Source organism: Kitasatospora sp. NPDC094028 (assembly GCF_049543595.1).
In the GTDB taxonomy this organism is placed as follows: Bacteria; Actinomycetota; Actinomycetes; order Streptomycetales; family Streptomycetaceae; genus Kitasatospora.
This window is the reverse complement of the sequence record NZ_JBMVFA010000049.1, coordinates 1-12,718: the sequence shown is the minus strand read 5'-3', so window position 1 is coordinate 12,718 and position 12,718 is coordinate 1. Positions and strand designations below refer to the sequence as shown.

The window sequence follows — 12,718 nt, the reverse complement described above, 5'->3', positions numbered from 1 at the left end:
CGTTGTCGGACCCGGATGCGACACTGGGCCGCACCATGAACGTCTCGACGAACGTCCCGCTCGGCGGGCACGCTGAGCCGCTCGCCCAGCGGCTCGCCGAGCTGCGCGGACCGGCTCCCCAGCGCAGTCTGAACGCCCGCTCCCTCGCCGCGCTCGCCGCCAATCCCGGCTGCCACCGCCGTGCCGTGCTCGACGCGGCCGGGGTGGACAAGACCGCACTGGCCGCCCGGCTCGGCCGCCCCGCCCCGTTCGGGCAGTCCCCGTTCGCGATCGCCCGCGGCGTGATCTTCGAGTCCCGGCTGAAGGCGGACGGCTACGCCGCGCTGCTGGAGCCGCTGCGCGCGCACCTCGGCGTGCCGGACGACGGCGCCCCGCTGGAGGTGCCGGACCTGCTGCACCGCTCCGGCCCCGCCGTCCGGGCCGACCGGACGGCCGAGGTGCTGGCCCGGGCCGCCGCCGAGCCGGACACCTGGACCCTGCTGGACCACCCGATGCTGCGGCTGGACGTGGCCGGCAGCGCCGCCTACCTGGAACCGGACGCGCTGGTGGTGCACGGCGGGCGGTGCACGGTGGTCGAGATCAAGTCCTTCCCGGTGCTGGACGGCAGCGCGGACCCGGCCAAGGTCGGCGCCGCCGCCCGTCAGGCCGCCGTGTACGTGCTGGCGCTCCAGCAGACCGCCGCCGCGGCCGCCGGCCGTCCGCTCGCCGCCGACCCCTACACCGAGCAGCGGCTGCCGGGCAGCCCCCGCACCAGCGTGCTGCTGGTCTGCCCGAAGGACTTCGGCAACCACCCGACCGCGGTCGCCGTCGACGTCCGGCGCGAACTCGCCACCACCCGGCGCCAGTTGAGCCGGATGACCGGGATCGGCCGGCTGCTCGCCGAGCTGCCCGCGGGCACCGACTTCGACCTCGCGGCCGACCAGGACGGCGTGCCCGCCCGGACCTCCGAGCAGCTGACCGCCGCCGTCGAGACGATGCCCGCCGCCTACAGCCCGGACTGCCTCTCCACCTGCGAACTCGGCTTCCACTGCCGGGCGCGGGCCCGCTGCGACGACCGGGTCGAGCAGCTCGGCCGGGGCGTGCGCGGCGAACTGGGCAGCATCCGGACGGTGGCCGACGCCCTGGCCGCCGCCACCGGCGCGGACCGCGCGGACGACGCCGCCGAACGCCTGGCCTACGCGGCCGCCCTGCGCGCGGAGGCGCTCGGCCTCGACGTCGAGGCCGTGGTCGGCGCCGTCGATATCGCCGTCGATGCCGACACCGTGGCCGACGCCATGGCCGACGCCGCGGTCGACGCCACAGTCGACGCCGCGGTCGGCGCCGGAGCCACCGCATGAGCCTGCTGACCACCCTCGCCCGGCTGCAGGCCGTCCGCAGCGGGCACGCCGAGCCGCTGGCCACCGTCCGGCACCGGCACCTGTCGGACCGCCCGATGGTGCTGGTCCCGCTGACCGCCGCCGGCGAGTCCGGCGCGCCGCTCGCGGTCATGCTGGGCACCGACCGGGACGCGCCCCGGCTGCACCTGGTGCCGCAGCCGCTCAACCGCACCCTGCGCTTCGACTTCCTGGCCGAGCTGGCCGCCGACCTGCTGCCCTACCTGGAGTCCTTCGCCGACGACGTCGAGCAGATCGAGGGCTCCGAGAAGGACCCGGAGACCGGCGAGAAGTCCCAGGTGTTCCGCGCGCTGTGCGCCGACGCGCCGCAGCTGATCGTGCCGAACGGCGCGGGCCTGCGGCACCTCGCGCTGATCGGCCGCTCGACCCGGTTCCGCCGCACCGTCGAGGACGCGGAGCCGGGCCCGTACCCGGCGCCGGCCCGGGTGCCGCTGCTCGGCCGCTGGCTGACCCACCTCACCGACCGCGCCCAGGTGCCCGGTTCCAGCCTGCTGCTGCCGATGACCGGCCTGCTCGCCCGGCACTGGGCCACCGGCCAGAGCCACCTGGAGGACCAGCACCTGGCCGCGCTGCTCGCCTGGCACGCCCCGCCGCCCGGGCTGAGCGGCGCGCAGGCGGCCGAGCGGGCCGAGTCCACCCGGGACGAGCAGGGGCAGCTGCTGCACCCGCCGGCCGGGCCGGCCACCGACCCGCGCTTCGACGAGTTCGTGCTCGCGCCCGCGATCGCCCGCTACGACGCCACCGTCACCGCGCTGCACCACAGCGCCGAGCAGCGCGACGAGGCCGCCGCCGAGCGGGCCCGGAAGGCCGTCCGGGCCGCGGTCGACCAGCTGGAGCAGGTGCTCACGGCCGTCCTGCTGCCCACCTGGCGGGACGTCTGGCACGGCCTGGACCTGCTGCGCGCCCTGCCGCCGGCCGGTCACCTGGAGGAGCGCTGGACCGGCGACCGCTGGTCCTACACCGGCCACCGGGACCGCCTGGCGGCCGGCGAGCCGCCGCAGCCCCGGCAGGACGACGCCGTCACGGCCGCCCGCAAGCTCGCCCAGCGCGAGCGCGAGCAGGCCCGGCTGGACGTCCAGGAGGCCCTGGACGACCCGCTGGCGATGGCCGAGCACCGGCTGGCCGGCGAGGCGTTCGCGGGCGTGGTGACCGAAGTGGTGCCGGACTACGACACCACCGGCCGCTCCCCCAAGCCCCGCCCGCTGGTCACCCTGCGCACCGCCGACCGCCCGCACGCCGATCTCGGCCGGGAGGCGCACCGGGTGTGGGGGTCCCCCCGCCCGGAGGCCGGGGGCGGGCCGTCCGCGCAGAAGGCCGAGATCGTCGCCGTCGACCCGGCCGGGGGGACCATCACCCTGCGGGTGCTGTCCGGCATGGGCCGCAAGAAGGAGCCCGAGCCGGGCAGCCTGCCCGAGCCCGGCGAGTCGGTCACCTTCACCCTGTTCGAGCTGACGGTCCGCCAGTCGGCGCCGCTGCCCGAGCCGGACGACACCCCGTGGACGCACGGCGGCCCGCCCGGCACCGCGCCCGCACCCGCCGCCCCGTCCGCCTCCGAGGAGTGGGAGTGATGACCGAACCGATCAGCGGGGAGCCCCCGGGCGCGGCCGCCGACGCCGCCGTGGCCCGGATCCTGGCGGCCACCGTCCGCCCACCGGCCGGCGCCCCGCGCGGCGTGGTGGTGGACTCGCCGCCCGGCGCGGGCAAGTCCACCCTGGTGGTGCGGGCCGCCCGCGAGCTGGTCGAGGCCGGCGAGCGGCTGATGATCGTCGCCCAGACGAACGGCCAGGTGGACGACCTGGTCGGCCGACTCGCCGAGAAGGCACCGGAGTTGACGATCGGCCGGCTGCACGCGGCGGACTCCCGGCCCGGCCCGGAGGTGCTGCGGCACGCCAACGTGACGCCCTCCGCCAAGCTCGCCGACCTGGTCGAGCACGACGTGGTGATCTCCACCTCGGCCAAGTGGCAGTGGGTGCGGGCCGAGGCGCCGTGGCGGCACGCGATCGTCGACGAGGCCTACCAGATGCGCTCGGACGCGCTGCTGGCCGTGGCCCGGCTGTTCGAGCGGGCGCTGTTCGTCGGCGACCCGGGCCAGCTGGACCCGTTCACCGTGGTCGGCACCGAGCAGTGGGCGGGCCTGTCGTACGACCCGTCCGGCAGTGCGGTGGTCACGCTGCTGGCGCACAACCCGCAGATCGAACCGCACCGGCTGCCGGTCTCCTGGCGGCTGCCCGCCAGCGCGGCGCCGCTGATCTCGCGGGCCTTCTACCCGTACACGCCGTTCCGCTCCGGCACCGGCCCGGACGACCGCCGGCTGACCGTCGCCGTCCGCCCGGACGGCTCGGCGCTGGACGCGGTGATCGACCGGGCCGCCGAGCACGGCTGGGCGCTGCTGGAACTGCCCGCCCGGCACACCGTGCGGACCGACCCGCAGGCGGTGGCGGCCGTCGCGGCCACCGTCCGCCGGCTGCTGGAGCGCGGGCTGACCGCCCACTCCGAGCAGGGCGAGGGCCCGCTCACCGCGGACCGGATCGCGGTCGGCACCGCGCACCGGGACCAGGCGGCGGCCGTCCGCGCCGCCCTGGTCGCGGCGGGCGTCCCGGTGGACGGCACGGCCGGGCCGGCCGTCACGGTGGACACCGCCAACCGGCTGCAGGGCCGCGAGTACGACGTCACCGTGGTGCTGCACCCGCTCTCCGGCCGCCCGGACGCGACCGCCTTCCACCTGGAGACCGGCCGGCTCTGCGTGCTCGCCTCCCGGCATCGGCACGCCTGCATCGTGGTGGCCCGGGCCGGGATCGCCGAGCTGCTGGACGAGCACCCGGCCACCGAGCCGGTGCAGCTGGGGGTCCCGGTGGCCTTCCCGGACGGCTGGGAGGCCAACCACCAGGTGCTCCAGCACCTGAGCGACCACCGGGTCCACCTGCGGTAGGGCCCGGGAGCCGGCCCCCGGGCCCGGCAGGTCAGTCCTCGGTCTCGCACACGGCGAAGGCGACCACCGAGCCGCGCTCGGCCTGGGCGCTCCACCCGGTGGCGTCGGCGGTCGGCCCGTTGGCGCGGACCGGGCCGGCGGCGTCCGGCTGGAGCCGGTAGCCGCCGCCGGTGAGGTGCGTGCCGGCCGGGCAGGTGGCGGTCGAGACGCCGCCCGGGCTGCTCGGCGGCCCGGAGACCACCTTCGCGGTCTCGGCGGCGGTGGCCGCCGGGGCGCCGGCGAGCAGGAGGGGCAGCGGCAGGGCGAGGACGGGCAGGGCCTTGAGCAGGCGCATGTGCGGGTCTCCCGAGGGGTGGGCGGCGCGATGGACGGCGCGGTGGACGACGTGGACACCCGGAACAACCGGTTCGCACGCGATCCGGATGCGCGGCGCCCGGGGCTCGGGACCGGCGCACTGCGGGAAGTCCGGCGCGCCGCCCGGGAATAGCGCCCGCACGCGCACCGTTCCGCTACCGGCCGCCTCCGCGAGACAATGGACGACGGCCACATCCGGGCGGCCCGGCCCGGAGCAGCCCTGCCCGCCACCCGCCCGAACCCCGGAGGTGTCCGTCCATGCCCGACTCCCCTGCAGAGTCGACCGACCCCACCAGGCGCCTGCGTCCGGCGCAGCTGCTGTTCGAACCGCAGTCCGCCGAACCGGAGCCGGAACGATTCTTCGACCTGGAGTCGATCGAGGACCCGGCCGAGCTGCTGCGCCGCTCCACCGAGTTGGCGCTGGCCTTCCGGGCGGCCGCCGAGCGGGCCACGGACTTCCAGGCGGTCGCGGCCGCGCAGCTGGCCGACCCGCGCCGGTTCGACGCGCTGCCGGCGGCCGAGATCGCGCAGCGGGCGGACTGGACGCCCGACTACGCCGCCAAAATGATCGAGTACGGCCGGGGCCTGCTCCAGCCGCGCCGGCACGAGGACTGACCCCTGGCATATGCCAGTGGCGCAGGGTACGCGATGCCCCGCCGCCCTGTCCGGCAAACCGTGCTTTCCGCCCCACCGGGGCCGCGCACCGCGCAGGCTGCTGGGCGTGGACATCTGGACGCACCAGTCGGTGGAGTACGTGACCGTGGCCGGGGAGGCCTGGCTCGCCTCCGCCAGCGAGTACCCGAGCAGCATGCGCGCCCTCTGGGAGGACCGCCCGTGGGCGCCTTCGGTGCTGCCCTGCGGGCGCGCCTTCGACGTGATCAGCATGCCGGGCCTGTTCGGCCGCCGGGTGCTGGACGAACTGTGGACCTCCGGCCCCGGCTGCGGCCCGGTGGCGGCCTACCGGGGCCGGACCCTGCTGTTCGTCCAGCCGGGCGCGGCGCCCCGGCTGCGCCGGCTGCTGGCCTGGGAGGAGTGGGCCCGGGACGTGCCGCCGCTGCTGTGCCACGGCCGGGGCGACACGGTGACGGTGCCGCCGGTCCAGCGGATGGTGCACGGCCCCGCGTCCCCCGGGCAGGGCGCCGGGCGGTGGATCGTGGCCCCGGAGGAGCGCGAGCCCTGGCTGCCCGGCGCCTCGGTGGTGCTGTGGGCCTGCGTCCGGGCGGCGCGCGAGGCGGACGCCCCGCCCCTCGCCGACCCGGCCGCACTGACCATCGGATGAGTTGACCGGCGGGTGAACGGCGGGCGACCGATATTCGATTTTGGCCCGGCCGCACGGCGCTGCTAGAGTCTTCTCTGTCAGCAGGCGCCGCTAGCTCAGTTGGTTAGAGCAGCTGACTCTTAATCAGCGGGTCCGGGGTTCGAGTCCCTGGCGGCGCACAGACAGCCGGAAGGCCCTTCGCGAGAGCGAAGGGCCTTCCGGCGTTTTCGCGCACCCGCGAGGCGGCCGGGCCACCGACGAGGCAGCCGGGCCGCCCGCCGGAGCGGACGACCCGGCCGGGGCTCAGCGGCCGCGCAGCGCGCGGTAGCGGGCGACCAGCGCGGCGGTGGAGCCGTCCAGCTGCTCGCCGCCCTCGCCGGAGAGCAGCACCGGCTCGATCCGCTTGGCGAGCACCTTGCCCAGCTCGACGCCCCACTGGTCGAAGGAGTCGATGTTCCAGACCGCGCCCTGGACGAACACCTTGTGCTCGTACAGCGCGACCAGCTGGCCGAGCACCGAGGGGGTCAGCTCGGCGGCCAGGATGGTGGTGGTCGGGTGGTTGCCCCGGAAGGTCTTGTGCGGGACGAGCTCGGCCGGCACGCCCTCGGCGGCGACCTCCTCCGGGGTCTTGCCGAAGGCCAGCGCCTGGGTCTGGGCGAAGAAGTTGGCCAGCAGCAGGTCGTGCTGGGCGGCCAGCTCCCGGGGCAGGTCGGCGACCGGCCGGGCGAAGCCGATGAAGTCGGCCGGGATCACCTTGGTGCCCTGGTGCAGCAGCTGGTAGTAGGCGTGCTGGCCGTTGGTGCCGGGGGTGCCCCAGACCACCAGGCCGGTCTGCCAGTCGACCGGGGTGCCGTCGCGGGTCACCGACTTGCCGTTGGACTCCATGTCCAGCTGCTGCAGGTAGGCGGTGAACTTGGACAGGTAGTGCGAGTACGGCAGCACCGCGTGCGCCTGGGCGTCGAAGAACGCGCCGTACCAGACGCCCAGCAGGCCGAGCAGCAGCGGGACGTTCTGCTCCGGCGGGGCGGTGCGGAAGTGCTCGTCGACCAGGTGGAAGCCGTCCAGCATCTCGCGGAAGGCGTCCGGGCCGATGGCGATCATCAGCGAGAGGCCGATCGCCGAGTCGTAGGAGTAGCGGCCGCCGACCCAGTCCCAGAACTCGAACATGTTGGCGGTGTCGATGCCGAAGTCCTGCACGCCCTGGGCGTTGGTGGACAGCGCGACGAAGTGCTTGGCCACCGCCTCGGTGCCGGCGCCGAGGCCGGCCAGCAGCCAGGAGCGGGCGGAGACCGCGTTGGTGATGGTCTCGATGGTGGTGAAGGTCTTCGAGGCGACGACGAACAGCGTCTCGGCCGGGTCGAGGTCGCGGACGGCCTCGTGCAGGTCGGCGCCGTCCACGTTGGAGACGAAGCGGACGTCCAGGTCGCGCCGCGCGTACGAGCGCAGCACCTCGTAGGCCATCGCGGGGCCGAGGTCGGAGCCGCCGATGCCGATGTTGACGACGGTGCGGATCCGCTTGCCGGTGTGGCCCGTCCACTCGCCGCCGCGGACCCGGTCGGCGAAGGCCGCCATCTTGTCCAGGACGGCGTGCACGGCGGGCACCACGTTCTCGCCGTCGACCTCGATCACGGCGTCGCGCGGGGCGCGCAGCGCGGTGTGCAGGACGGCCCGGTGCTCGGTGTTGTTGATCTTCTCGCCGCGGAACATGGCGTCGCGCAGCGCGGCGACACCGGTGGCGGCGGCCAGCTCGCGCAGCAGCTCCAGCGTCTCGTCGGTGACGAGCTGCTTGGCGTAGTCCACGTACAGGTCGCCGACCTGCAGGGTGAGGCGGCGGCCGCGCTCCGGGTCGGCGGCGAAGAGCTCGCGCAGGTGGGTGTCGCCCAGTTCGTCGCGGTGCTTGGCCAGGGCGGCCCACTGCGGGGTGCGGTCGAGCGGGGTGCGGGCGTCGGCGCGGGTCTCCGACATCGGTGGGTCCTCGATTCATCTGGGTGCAGAAACCGGCAGGGCCAGGCGGTGAGGGTATGTCGCGAGGTCGTGCGGGTGCTGGGTGGTGCGCCGACTCCGTTGACGGCCTGCCCGGGTTCAGCCTATGCAACCTCAGACCCGGTCGCGCACATTCCTCGGCGCCGGCGGACCGCCCGTCACTTCCGCTCGGAGCGCAGGTCCAGACCGCGCAGCACCTGGTCGACCAGCTCCGGGTCGGCGCCGGTCTCGCTGCGGGCGACGAGCATCTCGCGCCGGGAGGCGGCGATCATCTCCTGCTCGACGTCCCGGGCGGCCCGCCACTGGGCGAGGCGCAGCTTGGCCTCGACGGCCTCCTCCTCGGCGTAGTTCTCCGGGCAGAGCCGGGCCAGCCGGTCGTGCTGGCGGTCGCGCAGCCGATCGGCGACCTCGCCGGGCAGCCGGTCCTGCTCCTCCAGTTCGCCGAGCCGGGTGAGCCCGGCCTTGGCGGCCCGCCACCACAACCGGCGGACGGCCTGCTCGTGCGCGTCCTGGTCGATGTCCAGCCGGAGCCGCTTGGCCAGCCAGGGCAGGGTGAGTCCCTGGACGAGCAGGGTGAACAGCACCACGCTGAAGGCGATGAAGACCAGCCGGCCGCGCTCGGGGAAGTCCTCGCCGGAGTGCAGGGTGAGCGGGATGGCGAGGGCCAGCGCGACGGTGGCCACGCCGCGCATGCCGGACCACCAGAGGACCACGCTCTCCTTCCAGCTGAACGGGGTGTCCTCGTCGTCGCCGCTGCGCAGCTTCTTGGAGAGCCAGCCGGCCGGCAGCAGCCACAGCAGCCGGACCACGACGACCACCGCGATGACCACGGCCGCGTCGCCGAGGAAGCCGGTCCAGCCGTTGCCGGCCTCCTTGAGCACGGTGGCCAGCTCCAGGCCGATCAGGCCGAAGGCGACGCCGGTGATCAGGATCTCGACGACCTCCCAGAACGCGTTGCCGACCAGCCGGTAGGCGACGGCGTCGGCGTCGGAGGCCCGCTCGGCCAGGTAGAGCGCGCAGACCACGACGGCGAGCACGCCGGAGCCGTGGATCTCCTCGGCGATGGTGTAGGCGGCGAAGGGCACCAGCAGGTTGAGCGCGACCTGCTGGGTCGGGTCGTCCAGGCGTTCGGCGACCTTGGCGTTCACCCAGCCGAGCACGATGCCGACGACCACGGCGAGCACGGCGGACAGCACGAAGCGCAGCACCGCGTTGCCGACCGAGAAGTCGCCGCTGACCATGGCCTCGATGGCCAGCGAGTAGACGACGATCGCGGTGACGTCGTTGAACAGGCCCTCGCTCTCCAGGATCGCCACCAGGCGCCGGGGCAGCCCGACGCTGCTGGCCACCGCGACGGCGGCCACCGGGTCGGGCGGGGACACCAGCGCGCCGACCGCGATCGCGGCGGCGAGCGGCAGGGCGGGCAGCAGCCAGTGCACGGTGGCGGCCACCGCGATCGTGGTGACCACCACCAGGGCGACGGCGAGCAGCAGGATCGAGCGGGCATTGGCCTTGAAGTAACGCACCGAGGAGCGCCGGGCGACGGCGAAGATCAGCGGCGGCAGGACCATCGGCAGGATCAGCTCGGGCTCGACGCTGACGTCCGGGATCTGCGGCACGAGGGCCATGACGATGCCGAGCAGGGTCATCAGGACGGGTTGCGGCACGCCCGTACGGCGGCCGAGCGGCATGGTGACCACGGAGGCGAGCAGCACCAGGAAGAACAGGGGCAGCTGGCCCACGGGGAGGTTCCTCTCGACGACGGACGGCTGAGCGCCGCCCAGGATAAATCTGACAATGCGCCCATCAGTGCCGACACGCTGAACGTCCGCTTGACCTCAAGCGGACTTCAGCTCCGAGGATCGGTGGCGTCGAAGGCATTCGAACGGTCGGGGAGCGGCCGGCGTCGAGGGGAGCCCGTCATGAAGGCCGTCACCGTCCCGGAGTTCGGCGGACCGGAGGTCCTGCGGATCGCCGAACTGCCCGACCCGCAGCCCGGGCCGGGCGAGGTGCGGGTGCGGGTGCACGCCGCCGGGGTGCAGCCGGTGGACCTCGCCGTCCGGGCGGGGTACAGCCCGCCCGGGGCGACGCTCGCCCTGCCGGCCGTCCTCGGCAACGAGTTCGCCGGGGTGGTGGACGCCCTCGGCCCGGGCGTTGCGCGGTGGCGGGTCGGCGACGAGGTGATCGGCTTCCGGACCCTGAACGGGCAGGCCGAGCTGGTCGTCGTGGACGCCGGGCAGCTGGTCGCCAAGCCCGCCGGAATGCCCTGGGAGCACGCCGGCGCGCTCTCCGCCTCCGGCCAGACCGCGCACACGGCGCTGCGGCTGCTCGGCGTCGGCCGCGGGGACACCGTGCTGGTGCACGCCGCCGCCGGCGGGGTCGGCACCGTCGCCGTCCAGCTCGCCGGGGCCTGGGGCGCCACGGTGATCGGCACCGCGAGCGCGCGCAACCACGACTACCTGCGCGGGCTGGGCGTGATCCCGGTGACGTACGGGGAGGGGCTGGTCGAGCGGGTCCGGGCGGTGGCGCCGCAGGGGGTGGACGTGGCCTTCGACGCGGCCGGGCGCGGCGCCCTGGAGGCCTCCGTCGAGCTGGTCGCGGACCGGGGCCGGATCGGCACCGCCGTCGACTTCGAGGGCGCCGAGCGGCTCGGGCTGCTGAAGGTGCGGACCGACCGCACCGCCGGGCGGCTCACCGAGCTGGTGCGGCTGTGGGAATCCGGCGGGCTGCGGCTGGAGATCGCGGAGGCGCTGCCGATGGAGCGGGCCGCCGAGGCGCACCGGCTGGTGGGCGCCGGGCACGTCCGGGGCAAGGTGGTGCTGACCTTCTGAGGCGGCCCGGGGCGGGCTCCGGACCGATTGTGTGTTCCGGCTGCTGACCAGGTAATGTTCTCCACGTCAGCAGGCGCCGCTAGCTCAGTTGGTTAGAGCAGCTGACTCTTAATCAGCGGGTCCGGGGTTCGAGTCCCTGGCGGCGCACAGACAGCCGGAAGGCCCTTCGCGAGAGCGAAGGGCCTTCCGGCGTTTTCGCGCACCCACGGGCCGCCGGTGGCAGAAAAGGTGGGAATCAGGTCATTGCTGCCGCCACGGCCCGCTGACAGGCTGGCCGCATGAGAGCGCGCAGCGTGGTCGTCGTCCTCTACGACGGCATGCAGAGCCTGGACGTCACCGGCCCCGTGGAGGTGTTCGCGGGGGCGGGCGCGGCCGCCCGGCGGCCGGGCGCGTACCGGGTGACCACGGCCTCCCCGGGCGGCGCGCCGGTGCGCAGCTGCAGCGGGCTGCGGCTGCTGCCGGACGCGGACCTGGCCGGGGTCGGGCCGGTGCACACCCTGCTGGTTCCGGGCGGGGTGCGCCCCGAGGACCCGGACGACGGCCTGGTGGCGCGGATCCGGGAGCTGGCCGGGCGGGCCGAGCGGGTGGTGTCGGTGTGCACCGGCGCCTTCCTGCTCGCCGAGGCCGGGCTGCTCGCCGGGCGCCGGGCGACCACGCACTGGGCGTACTGCGAGGAGCTGGCCCGGCGGTTCCCGGACGTGGCCGTCGACCCGGATCCGATCCACGTCCGGGACGGGCACGTCGCCACCTCGGCCGGGGTCACCGCCGGGATCGACCTGGCGCTGGCCCTGGTCGAGGAGGACCTCGGCCGGGACGTCGCGCTGCTGATCGCCCGCCACCTGGTGGTCTTCCTGCGCCGGCCGGGCAACCAGGCCCAGTTCAGCACCCAGCTGGCCGCCCAGGTGGCGGCCCGGCAGCCGCTGCGCGAGGTGCAGCGGTGGATCGCCGAGCATCCGGAGGCCGACCTGTCGGTCGAGGCGCTGGCCGCCCGCGCGGCCCTGTCGCCGCGGCACTTCGCCCGGGCCTTCGCCGCCGAGGTGGGGGTCACCCCGGGCCGGTACGTGGACGGGGTCCGGCTGGAGGGCGCCCGGCGGCTGCTGGAGGACACCGACGACGGCATCGAGGAGATCGCGCGCTCCTGCGGCTACGGCACCCCGGAGGCGATGCGGCGCGCCTTCGTCCGGGCCCTGGCCGCCCCGCCCGCCGAGTACCGACGCCGCTTCCGTTCCGTTCCCGATGGAGGTCGATGATGCGCATCGCCGTTCTGCTCTACCCCGAGTTCACCACCCTGGACGCGGTCGGCCCGTACGAGGTGCTGTCCCGGATCCCGGGCGCCGAGGTGGTGTTCACCGCCGCCGAGCGCGGGCCGGTCCGCAACGACATGACCAGCCTGGCGCTCACCGCGGACGCCGCCCTGGACGAGGTCGACTCGGCCGACCTGCTGCTGGTGCCCGGCGGGCCCGGCACGCACGCGCAGCTGGCGGACGAGGCGCTGCTGGACTGGGTGCGCCGGGTGGACGCGACCACCACCTGGACCACCTCGGTCTGCTCCGGCTCGCTGCTGCTGGGCGCCGCCGGGCTGCTCAAGGGCCGCCGGGCCACCTCGCACTGGTGCTGTCTGGAGGAGCTGACCCGGTTCGGGGCGGAGCCGACCGGGGCGGAGCGGGTGGTCGTCGACGGCAAGTACGCCACCGCCGCCGGGGTCTCGGCCGGGATCGACCTCGCGCTGACGCTGACCGGCCGGCTCGCCGGGGACGCGACCGCGCAGGCGATCCAGCTGCTGATCGAGTACGACCCGCAGCCGCCGTACCGCGCGGGCTCGCTCGCCACGGCGTCGCCCGAGGTGGTGGCGGCGGCGAACCTGCTGCTGCAGGGCTAGTGCCGCATCAGGCAACGTTCGCCCTGGTGACGACTTCGCGTAGTCGTTCGTCGGCGGCGTGCTTGTTCCGCCAGATGATGTAGCGGCGGA

The 12,718-nt window shown here is 75.2% G+C and carries 11 protein-coding genes, 2 tRNA genes and 1 pseudogene; 10 read left to right on the top strand and 4 right to left on the bottom strand.

Going from position 1 to position 12,718, the window contains the following annotated elements:
• The first annotated feature begins 35 nt into the window (after positions 1 to 35).
• The 3 genes from ACPC54_RS39040 to ACPC54_RS39030 are packed head-to-tail and all read left to right on the top strand — an operon-like array spanning position 36 to position 4,323.
• Complete coding sequence (locus tag ACPC54_RS39040; RefSeq protein WP_498971957.1) at positions 36 to 1,337, top strand: hypothetical protein; 1,302 nt, start codon at positions 36 to 38, stop codon at positions 1,335 to 1,337.
• Positions 1,334 to 2,962 carry a hypothetical protein gene (locus ACPC54_RS39035; protein ID WP_498971955.1) on the top strand — a complete coding sequence of 543 codons (1,629 nt, stop codon included), beginning with the start codon at positions 1,334 to 1,336 and terminating at the stop codon, positions 2,960 to 2,962. The genes ACPC54_RS39040 and ACPC54_RS39035 overlap by 4 nt, the downstream gene beginning before the upstream one ends.
• A complete protein-coding gene (locus tag ACPC54_RS39030; RefSeq protein WP_498971953.1) occupies positions 2,962 to 4,323 on the top strand; it encodes an AAA family ATPase in 1,362 nt (453 codons plus the stop codon). Before ACPC54_RS39035 ends, ACPC54_RS39030 begins: the two co-directional genes overlap by 1 nt.
• A 31-nt stretch (positions 4,324 to 4,354) precedes the next feature.
• Here ACPC54_RS39030 and ACPC54_RS39025 read toward each other — a convergent pair whose 3' ends face one another.
• Positions 4,355 to 4,657 carry a hypothetical protein gene (locus tag ACPC54_RS39025; protein ID WP_498971951.1) on the bottom strand — a complete coding sequence of 101 codons (303 nt, stop codon included), beginning with the start codon at positions 4,655 to 4,657 and terminating at the stop codon, positions 4,355 to 4,357.
• 278 nt (positions 4,658 to 4,935) lie between these two features.
• On the opposite strand from ACPC54_RS39025, the gene ACPC54_RS39020 reads away from it, so the two are divergent.
• From ACPC54_RS39020 to ACPC54_RS39010, 3 genes are all read left to right on the top strand, one after another.
• Entirely contained in the window at positions 4,936 to 5,292 is a 357-nt protein-coding gene (locus ACPC54_RS39020) for a DUF8844 domain-containing protein (protein ID WP_498971950.1), read from the top strand.
• Between the two features lie 106 nt (positions 5,293 to 5,398).
• Positions 5,399 to 5,956: a bifunctional DNA primase/polymerase gene (locus tag ACPC54_RS39015; RefSeq protein ID WP_498971948.1), complete on the top strand. Its 558-nt coding sequence runs from the start codon at positions 5,399 to 5,401 to the stop codon at positions 5,954 to 5,956.
• Positions 5,957 to 6,040: 84 nt separating this feature from the next.
• Positions 6,041 to 6,114: transfer RNA gene (locus ACPC54_RS39010), tRNA-Lys, on the top strand.
• A 124-nt stretch (positions 6,115 to 6,238) separates the two neighbouring features.
• Here ACPC54_RS39010 and pgi read toward each other — a convergent pair.
• Positions 6,239 to 7,900 (bottom strand): glucose-6-phosphate isomerase, encoded by a 1,662-nt coding sequence (gene pgi, locus ACPC54_RS39005; protein WP_498971946.1) that lies wholly within the window; start codon positions 7,898 to 7,900, stop codon positions 6,239 to 6,241.
• 176 nt (positions 7,901 to 8,076) lie between these two features.
• Positions 8,077 to 9,660 carry a Na+/H+ antiporter gene (locus tag ACPC54_RS39000; protein WP_498971944.1) on the bottom strand — a complete coding sequence of 528 codons (1,584 nt, stop codon included), beginning with the start codon at positions 9,658 to 9,660 and terminating at the stop codon, positions 8,077 to 8,079.
• A gap of 180 nt (positions 9,661 to 9,840) precedes the next feature.
• Here ACPC54_RS39000 and ACPC54_RS38995 point away from each other — a divergent pair, with 180 nt between their 5' ends.
• The 4 genes from ACPC54_RS38995 to ACPC54_RS38980 all read left to right on the top strand — a co-directional run bounded on the left by ACPC54_RS38995 (position 9,841) and on the right by ACPC54_RS38980 (position 12,628).
• Positions 9,841 to 10,749: an NADP-dependent oxidoreductase gene (locus tag ACPC54_RS38995; RefSeq protein WP_498971942.1), complete on the top strand. Its 909-nt coding sequence runs from the start codon at positions 9,841 to 9,843 to the stop codon at positions 10,747 to 10,749.
• Between the two features lie 73 nt (positions 10,750 to 10,822).
• A tRNA-Lys gene (locus ACPC54_RS38990) sits at positions 10,823 to 10,896 on the top strand.
• Between the two features lie 131 nt (positions 10,897 to 11,027).
• On the top strand, positions 11,028 to 11,999 hold the full coding sequence (locus ACPC54_RS38985) for a GlxA family transcriptional regulator (RefSeq protein ID WP_498971940.1): 972 nt from the start codon (positions 11,028 to 11,030) through the stop codon (positions 11,997 to 11,999).
• Positions 11,999 to 12,628, top strand: a complete 630-nt coding sequence (locus ACPC54_RS38980) for a DJ-1/PfpI family protein (protein WP_498971938.1) — start codon at positions 11,999 to 12,001, stop codon at positions 12,626 to 12,628. The genes ACPC54_RS38985 and ACPC54_RS38980 overlap by 1 nt, the downstream gene beginning before the upstream one ends.
• Before the next feature lie 7 nt (positions 12,629 to 12,635).
• Here the strand turns inward: ACPC54_RS38980 and ACPC54_RS38975 are convergent.
• A pseudogene (locus ACPC54_RS38975) lies at positions 12,636 to 12,718 on the bottom strand (transposase); the annotation flags it as partial.

Bases quoted from the DNA above. Each gene is read 5' to 3' on its own strand.
- ACPC54_RS39040 (WP_498971957.1), top strand. From the start codon at position 36: ATGAACGTCTCGACGAACGTCCCGCTCGGCGGGCACGCTGAGCCGCTC.
- ACPC54_RS39035 (WP_498971955.1), top strand. From the start codon at position 1,334: ATGAGCCTGCTGACCACCCTCGCCCGGCTGCAGGCCGTCCGCAGCGGG.
- ACPC54_RS39030 (WP_498971953.1), top strand. From the start codon at position 2,962: ATGACCGAACCGATCAGCGGGGAGCCCCCGGGCGCGGCCGCCGACGCC.
- ACPC54_RS39025 (WP_498971951.1), bottom strand. From the start codon at position 4,657: ATGCGCCTGCTCAAGGCCCTGCCCGTCCTCGCCCTGCCGCTGCCCCTC.
- ACPC54_RS39020 (WP_498971950.1), top strand. From the start codon at position 4,936: ATGCCCGACTCCCCTGCAGAGTCGACCGACCCCACCAGGCGCCTGCGT.
- pgi (WP_498971946.1), bottom strand. From the start codon at position 7,900: ATGTCGGAGACCCGCGCCGACGCCCGCACCCCGCTCGACCGCACCCCG.
- ACPC54_RS38995 (WP_498971942.1), top strand. From the start codon at position 9,841: ATGAAGGCCGTCACCGTCCCGGAGTTCGGCGGACCGGAGGTCCTGCGG.
- ACPC54_RS38985 (WP_498971940.1), top strand. From the start codon at position 11,028: ATGAGAGCGCGCAGCGTGGTCGTCGTCCTCTACGACGGCATGCAGAGC.
- ACPC54_RS38980 (WP_498971938.1), top strand. From the start codon at position 11,999: ATGCGCATCGCCGTTCTGCTCTACCCCGAGTTCACCACCCTGGACGCG.